Below are 14939 nucleotides of genomic sequence, written 5' to 3'. Positions count from 1 at the left end.
ATCTGTTATCCCGTGATGGAAGTTGAAGGTGCTTTGGCCGGCGGCGTAAACGGTTTGCCGTTCGGCTTGACGCGAATGCCCGGACGCAGCCGCGTCCAGGGGAGCGATGCCGTATCCGCCGGCATCGCGCCGGGCGCGGCGCAGATCAGCAGTTTCTCGGCGATCGGCTCGAAATCGGCGCGGAAGTGCACCGAACTCTTGTTAACCAGGATGGCCTGTTCGGTCGGCTCGATGCCGACGTAGCGATACATCGACTGATCCGCGAGCTGTGCCTTGTACGAACTCACGACCACCCTGACGTCGCCGATGCGCAGGGCCGCTGACGGGCCCATATCCATGTCGCGGCCGCCATAATAGGGGCCGGGCGCCACGAATTTTCCGTCCGACAGCTTTTCGACGATGAAGGTCTCGGTGTAAGGCGCATCGCCGGGAATGCCGGACTTGCCGCCGAGCGCGAGCGTGACGGTGGCGCCGACCCCGGCCGCATGCGCGGCCCTGGCCGACTCCGGATCGTAGATCACGCCGGTCGCGGCGCGGGTGGCCTTGTTGCGGACCAGCGCACGCAGCATGCCGGTGGTGTCGGAATCACCGCCGGCGCCGGGATTGTCCTGGGTGTCGGCGATGATGATCGGCCTCGATGCACCCTTTGCCAGTTCCATGGCATGGCGGACGCCGTCGTCGGGCGAGAAGATGCGGCCGTCGAAATCGTCCTCATGACCCTCGATCAGCGCGACGACCTTGTCGGCGGCCGCATCGGCATCGGCCTGGGTCTTGCCATAGGCGAAGACGCTCGGTCCGCAATCCCGGAAATCGGCCGCCGGAAAGCCCGGCGCGAACGACAGTGTCGGCACCGCGTCGCTTTCCAGCGCCGCAAGCTTCTCGTAGATGCCCTTGGTTGGTTGGTCGTTGGTGCATTGCCAACTGATCGGAATCAGAAACGGCAGTTGACGGAATGCTTTGGCAAACCGCGCCTTGGTCTTCAGGACAAGCGCGAGATGTTTTGCGGATGCCCGGCCGGTATCGGCCATGTCGACATGGGGATAGGTGCGGTAGGCGATCAGCGCGTCGGCATGCCTAACCATTTCCGGTGTCACATTGGCGTGCAGGTCAAGGCTGACGACCAGCGGCAGTTCCTTGCCTATCACCTCGCGCACGCGGCGGAGGATTTCGCCTTCGCCATCGTCAAAGTGTTCGGTCACCATCGCGCCATGCAGGTCGAGATAAACCGCATCCAGCGGTCCCGCATTGGCGATGCCGTCGACCATCTCTCTGACGATGCGTTCGAACGCATCCCTGGTGACATGGGCCGAGGGACTGGCGGCGCAGGAGATCGTCGGTATCAACTCCCAGCCGTTGGCTTCGGCTTGTTCGACAAAGCCGGCGAGGCCGACATTGATCTTGCGCATCACCTTGAGCACATCGGCGCCGTGCGCCATTGACGGCCAGCCGCCGCCATGGACGAAATCGGCATAGGTCGCCTTCGTCGGCGCGAAGGTATTGGTCTCGTGCAGGAAGCCGCCGACGGCGATACGGGTCATCAGGGTGTCTCAGTTGAAATTCCGGCGCGACGTTAGACTCGTCATTGCGAGGAGCGCAAGCTGCGAAGCAATCCAGATTTGCATGGGGCTTACGCCGTCACCAACACCGTCATTGCGAGCCGAGCAATCCTTTCCTCACCGCCGTCATTCCGGGTTCGATGCTTTGCATCGCCCCGGAATGACTGCGAAGAGAGGGTGCTTTACTCCGCCGCCACCGCAACCGGCCTGAAATTGGCGAAATCCCAGCCGCGGCCGGGGGCGGCTTCGAGCAGGGCGCGGGTATAGACCTGTTGCGGGTGTGTCAGCACCTGCGCGGCCGGTCCCTGTTCCACGACCCGGCCATGCTGCATCACGGCGACGTCGTCGCAGATTTGTGCGGCGACGCGAAGGTCGTGGGTGATGAACAAGAGCGCGATGCCGAGCCGGCTCTGGATTTCATCGAGCAGTTCCAGCACTTGCGCTTGCACCGAGACGTCGAGCGCCGAGACTGCTTCATCGGCCACGAGGACGTCGGGATCGAGCGCCAGGGCGCGGGCGATGGCGATGCGCTGGCGCTGGCCGCCGGAGAACTGGTGCGGATAGCGCGAGATCGCGTCGGGCGGAAGATCGACCAGTTCGAGCAGTTCGCGCGCCTTGGCCAGCGCGTCGCTGCGTGACATGCCGTAATTGATCGGACCTTCTGCGATGCTTTCGCCGACGGTGATCCGCGGGTTGAGCGATCGATACGGGTCCTGAAAGATGATCTGGATGCGCTGGCGGTGCGGCTGCAGCAGCCGGCGCGACAAGTCGGAGATTTCGCGGCCCACGAGGCGGACGCCGCCGGAGGTCGGATCGATCAGGCGGACGATGCAGCGCGCCACCGTCGACTTGCCGGAGCCGCTTTCGCCGACGATGCCGAGCGTGCGGCCCTTGCGCAGCGTCAGCGTCACGTCCTTGGCGGCGGCGACCTCGCGGGCTTTACCGAAGAAGGAACGCTCGCGATAGACCTTGCAGAGGTCGTTGGCCTCCAGCACGACCGGCTCGGTGCTCTCCGCGCGCGGCGCCCGCGGCACCAGGCTCGGCACGGCGGATAACAGCTTGCGGGTGTATTCCATGGTGGGCTGGCGCAGGATGGTGTCGAGCGCGCCGGTTTCGACCAGCCGGCCGTTGCGCATGACCGCGACGCGGTCGGCGATTTCGGCGACCACGCCCATGTCGTGGGTGATGAACAATACGGCGGTGCCGTGATCGCGCTGCAGGTCGCGGATCAAGGTGAGAATCTGTTTTTGCGTGGTGACGTCGAGCGCGGTGGTCGGCTCGTCCGCGATCAGCAGTTTCGGCTCCAGCACCAGCGCCATCGCGATCATGATGCGCTGGCGTTGGCCTCCTGAAAGTCGATGTGGATAGGAAGCGAAGATGCGCTCTACTTCGGGGAGACGCACCTGTTCCATCATCGCCAGGATCTTCTGGCGGCGTGCGCGGGCATCGAGGTCGGTATGGACGCGCAGGACTTCGTCGATCTGGCGGCCGACCGGCACCACCGGGTTGAGCGCCGTCATCGGCTCCTGAAAGATCATCGCCATGGTGGTGGCGCGCAGTTGACGCAGGCGGCGGTCGCTGGCGGCGAGCAGTTCCTCGCCGACCAGTCTGACGCTGCCGGCGGACGGCACCAGCGCGCCCTTTTGCAGTAGCCCCATCACCGTCAGCGACGTCACAGACTTGCCTGATCCGCTTTCGCCGACCACGCACAGCGTCTCGCCTTCGTGGACCTGCAGCGAGATGCCGTCGATGATGCGCTTGCCGGCCGGATCCTTGCCGAGACCGACGACGAGGTTCTGGATGTCGAGGACGACGTTGGAACTGGTCGTGCTCACTTGCCGCCCTCCCGCTGCTTCATCTTCGGATCGAGCGCGTCGCGGGCGGCGTCGCCGATCAGGTTGATGCTGAGAATCGCGATCGAGAGCAAAAGACCAGGCCAGAAGATCAGCGACGGCTTGATCTGGAAGTAGGCGCGGCCCTCGGCCATGATGTTGCCCCAGGTCGGCGTCTCCGGGTTGATGCCGGCGCCGAGGAACGACAGGATCGCCTCGGTGAGAATGGCGGAGGCGCAGACATAGGTGCCTTGCACGATTAAGGGAGCAATGGTGTTCGGCATCAGATGCCGCCACATGATCTTGGGCAGGCTGGAGCCGACCGAGATCGCAGCCTCGACATAAGGCTCTTCGCGCGCCGACAGCACTACCGAACGGACCAGCCGCGCCACACGCGGAATTTCCGGAATCGTGATCGCAATCAGCACCGTCATCACGCTGGCGCCCGACAGCGACACCACGGCAATCGCGAGCAGGATGCTCGGGATCGCCATCAGCCCGTCCATCACCCGCATCATCACGGCGTCGACCCATTTGAAGAAGCCGGAGACGAGGCCGATCACAAGGCCGATGGCGATCGAGAAGATCGCGGCGCCAATGCCGATAACCAGCGAGATCCGTCCGCCATAGATGATGCGCGACAGCACGTCGCGGCCGTAGCCGTCGGTGCCGAGCCAGTGCAGGGCGCTTGACGGCTTCAGCCGCTGCGCCGGCGCCAGCAACAGCGGATCGTGCGGCGCCAGCAGCGGCGCCAGGATCGTGATCAACACGATCAGGCCCAGCAGCACGGTCGAAACCGCGATGATCGGCGTCGACGTGAGAAAGCCGAGCTTTGGCCGGAATGGCGTGGTGATCGGTATCGACGGTTCGGGGAGGGTTTCGAGGGCCATCAGTACCGACCTCAATAACGGATTCGGGGATCAAGCAGAGTGTAGGCGACGTCGATCAGCAGATTGACGGCGACATAGATGCCCGACGTCAAAAGGATCATCGCCTGGATCACCGGATAATCGCGCGCCAGCACCGCATCGACGGTGAGGCGGCCGATGCCGGGCAGGTTGAACACGCTCTCGGTGACCACGACGCCGGAAATCAAAAGCGCAAATCCAGTCCCGATCACGGTGATGACGGGGACCGCGGCGTTGCGCAGCGCGTGATGCAGCAGCACGCCGGTTTCGGAAATGCCCTTGGCGCGCGCGGTGCGGACATAATCCTCGCCGAGCACGTCCAGCATCGCCGCCCGCGTCATCCGCGCGATCAACGCGACATAGATAAAGGACAGCGTGCAGGTCGGCAGGATGATGCGCTCGAAGAACGGCCCGAAGCCCGCCGAGATGCTTTTAAAACCCTGTACCGGCACCCAGCGCAGGTCGATCGCGAAGATCTGGATCAGGACGTAGCCGATCACGAACACCGGCACCGAGAAGCCGACCACGGAGAGGCCCATCACGAAGCGGTCGATCCAGGTGCCGTGCTTCCATGCCGCGATCACGCCGAGCGGGACGGCGACCAGGATGGCGAGGATGATGGTGCACAGCGCCACCGAGATCGACGGCTCGGCGCGCGTGCCGATCATCTGCAGCACCGGCACGTTCGAGATCAGGGAGACGCCGAGATCGCCGTGCAGTAGCCGGCCGACCCAGGTAAAGAACTGGACATGCAGCGGCTCGGTGAGGCCGAGCGCGGTGCGGATCTGTTCAAGCTTTTCGGGCGTCGCATTGTCGCCGGCCAGGATCGCGGCGGGATCGCCCGGCGTCAGCCGCAGCAACAGGAACACGAACAACGCAACCACGCCCATCACGGGGATGGTGGCGAGGATGCGGCGAAGCAGATATCCGAGCATGTTGTTCCGTTACAAATGTGGCAACCGGTCATTCGGTCGGCACAGCCTCTATTCCCCGGCGGTAGCGTATCAGTTCAGCAATTCCCGTGCCATTGGAGGGTCTCCGTCATTCCGGGGCGATGCGTAGCATCGAACCTGGAATCTCGAGATTCTCAGGTGCGCAATTGCGCACCATAGTTCGCTTCGCGCCCTGGAATGACGGCTTTGCCGTCACTCCAGCGTCGCCAATAACCCCGCCATCAGCCGGCCGCGTTCGGCCAAACTATCCACCTCGATATGCTCATTCAGCGTATGGGCGTCGGCGCCGCGGACGCCGAGGCCGTCCAGCGTCGGGATGCCCATCGCGCCGGTAAAGTTGCCGTCGGAGCCGCCGCCGGCGCTGGCGTGGGGCAGTTCGTGGCCCATCGCTTTCGCGAGGCCGCGCGCCTGCTCGTACAGCGCCATGGTGCCGGCATCCGCCTCCCAGACCGGGCGGGTGACGCCGCGGGTCACCGTGAAGGCGACGTCGTTGGCGCTGCCTGTGAGCGCCAGCATGCGCTCGACGCCGCGGTCGAGGTCGGCCTGGCGCTTGGCCATGCTCAGCGCCTCGCCGGTGCAGGTGGTCGCAACACAATTGACCCACTGGCCGCCATGGACGATGCCGACCGAGAAGGTGCAGTCCTCCGTGGTCATGCCGTCGATGGCGAGAATTTGCCGCGCCATCTCCCTGATTGCCGAGCGGCCCGAGGACAGCGTGGCGCCGGCATGGCTCGGCTTGCCGATGGCTTCGAGATTGAACCGCGCGATCGCATAACGCCCGGTGACGACGCCGTTATTGAGCCGTCCCGGCTCCGGCACCAGCACGTATTTGTTGCGCGCGGCCTCGGCCTCGATGATGTCGCGGGTCGAGGGCGTGCCGACTTCCTCGTCCGGCGTAAACAGCACGGTGATCGGCAGCGGCGTCGTGAACGATGCGCGGGCGAGCTGCCGGATCGCTTCCAGGCTGAGATAATTGCCGCCCTTCATGTCGAAGATTCCAGGCCCGAAGCATTTGTTGCCCTCGCGCCGCCACTTCAGCTTTTCGATCGTGCCCACGGGGTGGACGGTGTCGAGATGGCCGGCGATCAGGATGCCGGGCTGGCCTTGTTTCGGATGCGGAAAGCGAGCCCGGACGCAGCCAGCAAACCCCTGCCGGCCGGCGATGCGTTCGATAGTCGCACCCATGATCGCCATTTCGCGCGCGGCGAGGTCGAGCATGCGCTCGACGGCGGACGCATCCCAGGTCGGGCTTTCACATTCCACCCAGCCTCGCAGCCCCTGCAGCATGGTCTCGGAATCAAAGGGAAGATTGGCCGGGTTCATGAAATTTCTCTCGTTCGTGAGCAGCTTCGCCATGGTTTACGAAGATCAATGGCTTACTAAATCATTGCCTTACGAAAATCGCCTGCGGCGGATTTGTAAAGTCAAATAGACGCGGCCGGCCCATTCATTTGTATACGTTCGATTTTGCCAAAACCGGATTGACGCGCCGCGCGCTTGGTGCAAGTCTTCAAATCGTCTGGATTTACAGCGTGTTAGTTCGCCCAAAGTGCAAACCTTGGTTCGCCCAAATAACGAACGACATGCATAATGAATCGGCGGGCTTTGACCAGTTTCACGTCAGGAGAGATCGAATGTTCCACATCACGCGTTGGAAGCGTCCAACGATAGCGTCCGCGTTGTCGGCGCTCGCGCTTTCGGTGGCGCTGGCTTCGTCAGCTCTCACGTCGCAGGCGATGGCCGCCGGCAAGACCATCACCGCGGTGATGCATGCCGATCTCCGCACGCCGGGCATGCAGACCACCGCCTATATCGTGCGCGATTTCGGCTACATGATCTACGACACGCTGCTGGCGCAGGACTCCAGCTTCAAGATCCAGCCGCAGATGGCGGAGTATAAAATCTCCGACGACAAACTGACTTACACCCTCACGCTGCGAGACGGGTTGAAGTGGCATGACGGCACGCCGGTCACGGCGGAAGACTGCGTGGCGTCGCTGAAGCGCTGGGGCAAGGCCGATGGCATGGGCCAGAAGCTGATGGACTTCACCGCGAGTCTTGAAGCGACCGACGCCAAGACCATCACGCTGAAGTTGAAGGAGCCCTACAGCCTGGTGCTGGAATCGCTGGGCAAGCCTTCGTCGCTGGTGCCGTTCATGATGCCGAAGCGCCTGGCGGAAACCCCGCCCGGCACTCCGATCCCGGAATTGATCGGATCCGGCCCCTTCAAGTTCGTACAGGCCGAATTCCAGCCCGGCGTCAAAGCGGTGTTCTTGAAGAACACCGACTACGTGCCGCGCAAGGAGCCGCCGAGCTGGACCTCCGGCGGCAAGGTCGTGAAGGTCGACCGCGTCGAATGGATCACGATGGCGGACGCGCAGACCGCGGTGAACGCGCTGCAGTCGGGCGACATCGATTTCATGGAAGTGCCGTCGTTCGATATTCTCCCGATCCTGACCGCCAACAAGGACATCAAGGTCGACACGCTGGACAAGGTCGGTTTCCAGACTGTCGGCCGGATGAATTTCCTGTTTCCGCCCTTCGACAACGTCAAGGTACGCCGCGCCGCCTTCCTGGCGATGAACCAGAAGGACGTGCTGGATGCGCTGATCGGCAACCCGCAATACTACAAGCTCTGTGGTGCGGCCTTCGTTTGCGGCACGCCGCTCGAAACCGACGTCGGTTCGGAAGCGGTGGTGAAGGGCAACGGCATGGCGGAAGCCAAGAAGCTGCTGGCCGAGTCCGGTTATGACGGCACGCCCGTCGTGATCATGGCGCCCGGCGATGTCGTCACGCTGAAGGCGCAGCCGATCGTGGCAGCGCAATTGATGAAGGAGGCCGGCTTCAAGATCGACCTGCAGGCCACCGACTGGGGCACCGTCGTGTCCCGCCGCGCCAGCCAGAAGCCGATCAAGGAAGGCGGCTGGAACATGTTCTTCACCAACTGGAACGGCGCCGATCTGTCCAACCCGATCGTCAACTTCGCGATCGGCGGCAAGGGCAAGAACGGCGGCTGGTTCGGCTGGGCCGAGGACGCCAAGATCGAGTCCCTCAAGAACGATTTCGCGCGTGCGACCACACCGGAAGACGCGAAGAAGATCGCCACCGAGATCCAGAAGGAAGCCTGGGAGCAGGTGATCTATATTCCGCTCGGCCAGTACACCCAGCCGAGCGCCTGGCGGAAATCGCTGACCGGCGTGCTCGACGGCCCGGCCACGCCGATCTTCTGGAATATCGACAAGAGCGAGTAGGGCATACGCATCCCTTCGTCATTGCGAGCGAAGCGAAGCAATCCATCTTAACGCGCAAAAGAAAGAATGGATTGCTTCGTCGCTTGCGCTCCTCGCAATGACGGCGACGATTAGCGGTGGCCGTCGCGCACCGCTTCCGGGCACCCCTCACACCGGATGCGCCGCCATGTGTTCCAGCATCAATTCGCTGACCTGTTCCGGCGCCTGATCCGCCGCAAAGTGTCCGACGCCGGGCAGCACCTCGAAGCGATAGGGCGCTGCGATGAAATCCACCGTGCCTTCGGCGGCGACGCGGCCGACGGTGTCGTCGGCGTCGCCCCAGATGTAGAGCGTCGGAGTGCGGATCGGGCCGAGCGGCCCGCGGATGGCGCCGCGGGCGCGGTACCAGGCCAGTGCCGCTTCCATCGCGGGCTTGTTGCCGAGCACCGCCAGATGCGCTTCGATCGCGCTTGAAGGAACGCCGTTGGCGGCCAGCCGATCGCGCAGCCATTTGCAGTCGGAGGCCAACACGACATCGGCGGCGTCGGGCTCGAGAAACGCCTTGTGGTGCTTCGAGCGGCCCGCCTGTTCGCCATCGACCATCTGCAGCGCGCGGTTGAAGGCGTTCGGATGCGGCCGCGACAGAATGGTGAGCGAAGCCAGCCGCGCATGGTGGCGGTCGGCAAGGCCCCAGGCGATGCTGCCGCCCCAGTCGTGACCGGCAAGATGAAACCGCGCGTCGCCATAGCCCGACGCCGCGGCGATCGCCATCGCGTCGTCCATCAGGCGATCGATCAGGTAATGCGAGAATTCGCGTGGATCCGGCCGTGCGCCGGGCGAATATCCGCGCTGGCTCGGTGCGATGGCGCGATAGCCCATGTCGCCCAGCGCCGTGACCTGCGCACGCCAGCAATTCATCGATTCCGCAAAGCCGTGCAGCAGCAGCACCAGTGGCGCACCAGGCGCGCCGGCAGTGAGCGCGTCGAAGGTCAGATGCGGCGCGATCGTGATCTGTTCGAGAACCGGCATGCTGAGATCATCCTTCGAGGCTCGCAAGAGCTCGCAGCTCAGGATGACGGATTTGAGAGAGGTGCGCAATTCGGCCCCCATGCGGAATTGTGCAACGCCCGCAAAGTGCTGTATTGGGAAACTCCCAAAACCGTCGAACGCCAGGGAAGGAACCATCGTTGCACTATCTGAGGTCGATCCTGTTCATTGCGGCGGTCGTGATCCTGACGGGTGTCGTATCGTTGACGGTGCCGTTCATGTGGCTGTTCAACGCCGGCAGCCCGACCGTGCGCGCGGTATCGCAGGTCTGGGTCAAGGGGATCATGCTGCTTTTCAGGGTCGTGCTCGGGCTCGATTATCGGGAATACGGCCGCGCCAACGTTCCCGACGGCCCCTGCATCATCGCCTGCAATCATCAGTCGCTGTGGGAAACCGCAGCCCTGAGCATGATTTTTCCGGACGCCAGCATCGTCGCCAAGAGGGAGCTGGCCAAACTTCCGATCGTCGGCTGGTTTCTGCAACGCTACCCGATGATCCTGGTCGATCGCGCAGCCGGCCGGCACGCGCTCAAGCAGATGGTCGAGGAGGCCAAGCGCGCGGTCGCCGAAGGCCGCAAGGTGCTGCTGTTTCCGCAAGGCACAAGACAGGCGGTGGGCGAGCCCATGGTGTTCCAGGCGGCCGGCATCTCCGCCCTCTACACCACGCTCGATGTGCCGGTGGTGCCGACGGCGTGCAATTCCGGTCTGTTCTGGGGCAAGAAGACGCTGATGATCCACAGCGGCACCGTCATGCTCTCCTATCTCCCGCCGATTGCGCCGGGAATGAACCGCAAGGAGTTTCAGCCGATGCTGGAGAAGATGATTTCGGAGGAGAGCGAGAGGCTGGTGGGGGACGGCGAGGCCTCGCACTAGCTTTCGTTGTGCTTAGCCTGCGCGGCGTCCCGCCACCCAGCCTACCAGTGGCGAGAGGAAGGCAAGGCACCAGGTGAACTGCGCAACGAACGGATCGACGAAGGCCATCGCCGTTCCGCACAGGAATACGACGACGGGGAACAAGGCCGTCACCAGCAGTTGCGAATCCGGGCGGTCTCTCAGGGCGAGAACCCACAGCCAGGCGTTCAGCAAGGCGATCGACGTCAGATGGATTCCGTAGACGACTGCCACCACGCTATCGAGCCGGTAGCTGCCGTAGAGTCCGTTGGTCACCGGCAGGATGATGATCGAGAGTAGAAAAAGGAGATTGAGAAACACCACGCTGCGGCCGGCCTCCGGCGCCACCGCCAGCCGGCGGTGATGGCTGAACCAGAACACCCCGGCGACAACGAAGGAGATCGCCAGCGCGATCACCGGTTGCGCATAGACGCGAACGAGGTCGATCCAGCCCGGCGCGTCCTTGAAGCTCGAGGCCTTCGGCAGGTCATAAGCGAGCAGCGTCATGGCAACGCCGAAGATGGTGTTGCTCAGCATTTCCAGCCGGCGCATTTCGAAGAGGTGAGGTTGCGGCAAAATGGTCTCCCGTTCCCGGAGTCTATGAGGCTCTGGAAGCATGGGCTAGCCAGAAGCAGAATGGTGCCGCAGACTGTGCGGCACGATCGTAACCGCGAAGGGCGAAGACGCCGGCATCTTTTCTTAGCCGGTCCCAATGACAGACATTCGGGAGACCAGGGCAGAGGTCAGACAAGTGCCGTTCGGGTCATCAATGAAGTTGTTTCGGTGGCTGTGCCTGGGCTGCTTCTGCATTCTTGGCATGGCTTTTGTCGTCGCCATCGTCGAGGCGGCAGCTTTCGATCGCGTCGTCAACATCAGCTTGTGTCATTGGAATCCCGAAATACTGCCGAACTTCACCTGCGGGGAAGGGGTGGTTCGTCAGTCGATCGCGCTGGTCCTCAACTTGCCATTCGCGTTCGTTTACGCGGTTGGCCTTTTCTGGCTGCTACCGCTGAATCGAACCTTCATGCTCTTTCTCTGTGGTTTTGACGTCATCCTTGTTCTGGCGCTGACGTATCCCGTTCTTGTCTACCTCGCTCGGAAACGCGCCAAGCATCGCAGCTGATGTCCATTGGGCGCCGAAAGCGAGATGCGCATTCGCTGTTGATCCGCTCTCACAGTCCGTCGTCGCTTTCGCTGCGCTCGGGCTGTGCCGGACACGCTTCGCCCTGGCGGCCCGGCGTGGCCGTAGCCCGTCAGGGCGAGTGGCTTGCCAAGCCGTAGCTCGCGGCCACGCGGCCCGCCTTCGCCTAAGGCTTCGGCGCGGCAGCCTTCTCTCGCTTCGCGCGCGAAGGCTGGTGCGGGCGGTGGGAGTCGAACCCACACGACGTTGCCATCGAGGGATTTTAAGTCCCTTGCGTCTACCAGTTCCGCCACGTCCGCTTTACTCAGGAGATCAGGTACTTAGCGCGTTTACCGGCGAGGTGGAATTAGGATAATCTGCCCCAAACGCGCTCTTCAAGCTTTAGGCGAGGGCGGCTGGCAAAGCAAAGCCTCAATGCCGACATCCGGGGCTGCTTTAGGCAATCTCAACATTATCCACTTAACGAAGGTCCGATGCCCGCACACCTGTCCCATCGCCACCCGATTCCGCGCACTGCCTTAGCGCTGGCGCTGCTTGTGCTCGGGGCAGGGCTGTCCGGCTGCGCCGAGATGAGCGACAGCATGACCTCGGCGTTCGCCGATCCCGCCAAATACGATCTCTACGAGTGCAAGCAGCTCGAGCCGGAGCGCAAGAACCTGGCGACCCGCATGGCGGAGTTGCAGGGCCTGATGGCGAAGGCGGAAACCGGCGTCGCCGGGCCGGTGGTCGCCGAGCTCGCCTATCGCAACGAATACATCGCGGTGCGCGGCCAGTCGAAACTCGCCGAGGAAGCCTGGCGCAAGAACCGCTGCCATGAAGCGAAGCCGGAAGTGAAGGTTGAGCCGCCGGTAGTGGCGCCGGCGCCGGTGATCCGCGGCGCCCGCTCGTCGAAATCCGGCAGCGCGGTTCACTAGAGCGTTTTCCAGCGAAGTGGAAACCGGTTCGCGTCAAGAAAACGCGTCAAATGAAAAATCTAGAGATTTTTAGACACAACTTCTGCGCTTGCCCGACGGGCAAATCACCCCAGATGTGGGTCAATTCGCGACCGCGAAAATATTTTGCTGGCCCCGTCGGGCAAATCAGACTTACGACTCCCGCCATCCTGTCCCACCAGGGGCGTTGGCCATCGTCGCAAACGAGGGGCAGGGAGCGGTGGACGTGAGGCAGCGACTGACGAGCGCGGCGCTTGCGTACGGCGAAATCGTGTGGGTCCGACGCCCCGGTGCTGGCGTCAAGTTGGCGGAAGCGAAAGCCGAAGCCGGCGATGGTGGCAAGAAAGCCGGTCACCAGGACGAACTCGTATAAGCCGTAAAGCCATTGCGCAGGGAAGGCCGGAGGCTCTCCGCTGAACCTGTATGCTCGCGTGCAGCATTCTGACTACGCATCGCACGCGAGACCGCGGGTGCAGCGCGCATCCGGTCTTCCCTGCGCCCTCTGTTTTCAGAGGTGCAAGGTTTCCAGCAAAACTCCGGGCGCATCGCGCCGCGAGAACGTGGAGTCGTATGTGAGATTCGTGGGATGGGTGGAGCGAAGCGATACCCATCGCCACACGCGCAGTATTGGCGGGTATCGCGGAGTTTATCATCGGGCCGGCCGAAGGCCGGACCCGTTGGCTCCACCCATCCTACAAGATGGATCGCTTCGCGCACCACGCTCACACCCGCCAGTCGTAGATCCAGTCCTGGCGCGCCAGCATGCGTTGCGGGCCCATGGTCTTGATGGCGACGTCGCGGGCCAGCGCCAGCGGTCCTGCGAGATGATAGATGCGGCCCTGCTGCCGCGCGGCGCGAGCGACCCGCAGTGCGCGGGCGCGCCGCGCCTTCGCGTAGCGTTTCAGGGCGGCCGGGATGCCCGCCGTGTTGTCGCCGGCGCTATCGCCGAGCGCTTTCGCCAGTACCGCGGCATCCTCGATCGCCATGCCGGCGCCTTGGGCGGCAAACGGCAGCATCGCATGCGCGGCGTCGCCGAGCAGGGCGACCGCGCCCTGGTTCCATTCGCCGAAGTCAGCCACCGTGAACAGCGCCCAGCGCCGCCATTCGTCGACGGCATTGACCAGCATTCGCGCGGTCGCGGGCCAGCGCGACGCGAACGCGCCCTTGATATCGTTGGTCTCGCCGGGAGCGCTCCAGCCCGGCCGGTTCCAGGTGCCCGGCACGACCGCGACGACATTGATCTGGCGCCCGCCGGAAATCGGATAGGCGACGAGATGCGCATTCGATCCCATCCAGAGCTGCACCCGCGCCGAGGTATATTCCCGCGGCAGCGCGGTAGCATCGAGCGTGCCGCGCCAGGCGATCAGCCCGGAAAATTGCGGCTGCACCTCCGGGAACAGATGATTTCGCACCGCAGACCAGATGCCGTCGGCCCCGATCAGCGCCACCGCCAGTTCGCCCTGCCGCACATTGCCGCGACGCTGCACCACCGTCAGCCCCTTGGCGTGCTTGGTCACGTCCTCGAACTGGCAGCCGAGCCGCAGATCGATGTCGGGGTGGTCGTTGACCGCGGCCTGGAGGGCGGCCTGCAGATCGGCGCGGTGGATCACCCAATAGGGCGCACCGGCGCGCAACGAGGCGGCTTCGCCGAGCGGCAGGCGGGCGATCTCGCCGCCAGCCCGCGCGCTCATGATGTTGATGGATTCCGGCATCACGGCGCGGCCGGCGAGCCGCGGCTTGAGCCCGAGGTCGACCAGGATGCGGCTGGCGTTGGGCGAAACCTGCAGGCCGGCGCCGGCTTCCTCCAGCCGTTCGGCCTTCTCCATCACGACGACGCGAAAACCCTTGGCGGCGAGCGCCAGCGCCGCGGTCAGCCCACCGATCCCGGCACCCGCGACGACGATGGTGCGGGTAACTGCCACGCAGAAAGCTCCTTGGGAATCAGGCGACCTTGTCCTTCAGGACGCATTCGGGGGGACGCGCTTCGCCCGCGCCGAGGTCGGCGGCAAAGCGGTACAGCGTGGAGCAATAGGGGCAGATGATCTCGTTGTCGTTGCCGAGATCGAGAAACACATGCGGATGGTCGAACGGCGGGTTGGCGCCGACGCACATGAACTCTTGCGAGCCGATCTCGATCACCGAAACGCCGGCGTCGTTATGGAAGTGCGGGACGACATGATCGGACATCAGCTTCACCTTGAATAGCAACGACGGGCGGACACAATCGACACGGCGCGGCGGCACGAACGCCGCGCACCATACTGGCGGGTGCAGATGATTCCTAGCGCAATGGAACCTGAATCTTGAGCCCCGATTCCCTGATATTCACGGCTCATTAGCTCATGCAAATTCGACACAATCTTGTCGTCCCAGAGAAGCCCTTCTTTCGTCGGGGCCGTTGTGTCGTAAAAGCGGCATACCCATCTCAGGTGGGACGAAAACACGGGATT

At 63.6% G+C, this 14939-nt stretch carries 13 protein-coding genes and 1 tRNA gene; 4 read left to right on the top strand and 10 right to left on the bottom strand.

Features of this window, described 5'->3' with window-relative positions; all coding sequences use genetic code 11:
* Positions 1 to 5: 5 nt before the first annotated feature.
* The 5 genes from BLS26_RS04700 to BLS26_RS04680 all read right to left on the bottom strand — a co-directional run bounded on the left by BLS26_RS04700 (position 6) and on the right by BLS26_RS04680 (position 6572).
* Positions 6 to 1538 carry a M81 family metallopeptidase gene (locus BLS26_RS04700; RefSeq protein ID WP_092508866.1) on the bottom strand — a complete coding sequence of 511 codons (1533 nt, stop codon included), beginning with the start codon at positions 1536 to 1538 and terminating at the stop codon, positions 6 to 8.
* Positions 1539 to 1738: 200 nt separating this feature from the next.
* Entirely contained in the window at positions 1739 to 3391 is a 1653-nt protein-coding gene (locus tag BLS26_RS04695; RefSeq protein WP_092508864.1) for an ABC transporter ATP-binding protein, read from the bottom strand.
* The gene (locus tag BLS26_RS04690; protein ID WP_092508862.1) at positions 3388 to 4278 is read right to left on the bottom strand and encodes an ABC transporter permease; all 891 of its coding nucleotides are present in this window, start codon (positions 4276 to 4278) and stop codon (positions 3388 to 3390) included. The genes BLS26_RS04695 and BLS26_RS04690 overlap by 4 nt, the downstream gene beginning before the upstream one ends.
* A gap of 11 nt (positions 4279 to 4289) precedes the next feature.
* On the bottom strand, positions 4290 to 5231 hold the full coding sequence (locus tag BLS26_RS04685; RefSeq protein ID WP_092508860.1) for an ABC transporter permease: 942 nt from the start codon (positions 5229 to 5231) through the stop codon (positions 4290 to 4292).
* Between the two features lie 210 nt (positions 5232 to 5441).
* The gene (locus tag BLS26_RS04680; RefSeq protein ID WP_092517627.1) at positions 5442 to 6572 is read right to left on the bottom strand and encodes a M20/M25/M40 family metallo-hydrolase; all 1131 of its coding nucleotides are present in this window, start codon (positions 6570 to 6572) and stop codon (positions 5442 to 5444) included.
* 311 nt (positions 6573 to 6883) lie between these two features.
* On the opposite strand from BLS26_RS04680, the gene BLS26_RS04675 reads away from it, so the two are divergent.
* Positions 6884 to 8500, top strand: coding sequence for an ABC transporter substrate-binding protein (locus BLS26_RS04675; protein WP_092508858.1), 1617 nt, complete (start codon positions 6884 to 6886; stop codon positions 8498 to 8500).
* Positions 8501 to 8647: 147 nt separating this feature from the next.
* On the opposite strand, the gene BLS26_RS04670 is transcribed toward BLS26_RS04675, so the two are convergent.
* Positions 8648 to 9508 (bottom strand): alpha/beta fold hydrolase, encoded by an 861-nt coding sequence (locus BLS26_RS04670; protein WP_157676298.1) that lies wholly within the window; start codon positions 9506 to 9508, stop codon positions 8648 to 8650.
* A gap of 158 nt (positions 9509 to 9666) precedes the next feature.
* Between BLS26_RS04670 and BLS26_RS04665 the strand changes: the two genes are divergently transcribed.
* On the top strand, positions 9667 to 10398 hold the full coding sequence (locus tag BLS26_RS04665; protein WP_092508854.1) for a 1-acyl-sn-glycerol-3-phosphate acyltransferase: 732 nt from the start codon (positions 9667 to 9669) through the stop codon (positions 10396 to 10398).
* Positions 10399 to 10410: 12 nt separating this feature from the next.
* On the opposite strand, the gene BLS26_RS04660 is transcribed toward BLS26_RS04665, so the two are convergent.
* Positions 10411 to 10968: a TMEM175 family protein gene (locus BLS26_RS04660; RefSeq protein WP_371361064.1), complete on the bottom strand. Its 558-nt coding sequence runs from the start codon at positions 10966 to 10968 to the stop codon at positions 10411 to 10413.
* Between the two features lie 265 nt (positions 10969 to 11233).
* Between BLS26_RS04660 and BLS26_RS04655 the strand changes: the two genes are divergently transcribed.
* Positions 11234 to 11539, top strand: coding sequence for a hypothetical protein (locus tag BLS26_RS04655; protein ID WP_157676296.1), 306 nt, complete (start codon positions 11234 to 11236; stop codon positions 11537 to 11539).
* A gap of 230 nt (positions 11540 to 11769) precedes the next feature.
* On the opposite strand, the gene BLS26_RS04650 is transcribed toward BLS26_RS04655, so the two are convergent.
* A tRNA-Leu gene (locus tag BLS26_RS04650) sits at positions 11770 to 11856 on the bottom strand.
* 174 nt (positions 11857 to 12030) lie between these two features.
* Between BLS26_RS04650 and BLS26_RS04645 the strand changes: the two genes are divergently transcribed.
* Positions 12031 to 12471, top strand: coding sequence for a twin-arginine translocation pathway signal (locus tag BLS26_RS04645; RefSeq protein ID WP_092508848.1), 441 nt, complete (start codon positions 12031 to 12033; stop codon positions 12469 to 12471).
* 740 nt (positions 12472 to 13211) lie between these two features.
* Here BLS26_RS04645 and BLS26_RS04635 read toward each other — a convergent pair.
* Entirely contained in the window at positions 13212 to 14411 is a 1200-nt protein-coding gene (locus BLS26_RS04635; RefSeq protein ID WP_092508844.1) for an FAD-dependent monooxygenase, read from the bottom strand.
* 19 nt (positions 14412 to 14430) lie between these two features.
* Complete coding sequence (locus tag BLS26_RS04630) at positions 14431 to 14676, bottom strand: zinc-finger domain-containing protein (protein ID WP_057852504.1); 246 nt, start codon at positions 14674 to 14676, stop codon at positions 14431 to 14433.
* Between the last annotated feature and the right edge of the window lie 263 nt (positions 14677 to 14939).

Origin of the sequence: Afipia sp. GAS231 (assembly GCF_900103365.1) — a bacterium.
Classification (GTDB): Bacteria; Pseudomonadota; Alphaproteobacteria; order Rhizobiales; family Xanthobacteraceae; genus Bradyrhizobium.
The sequence above is the reverse complement of the archived record's forward strand: the minus strand, read 5'-3'. Positions and strand labels throughout refer to the sequence as shown.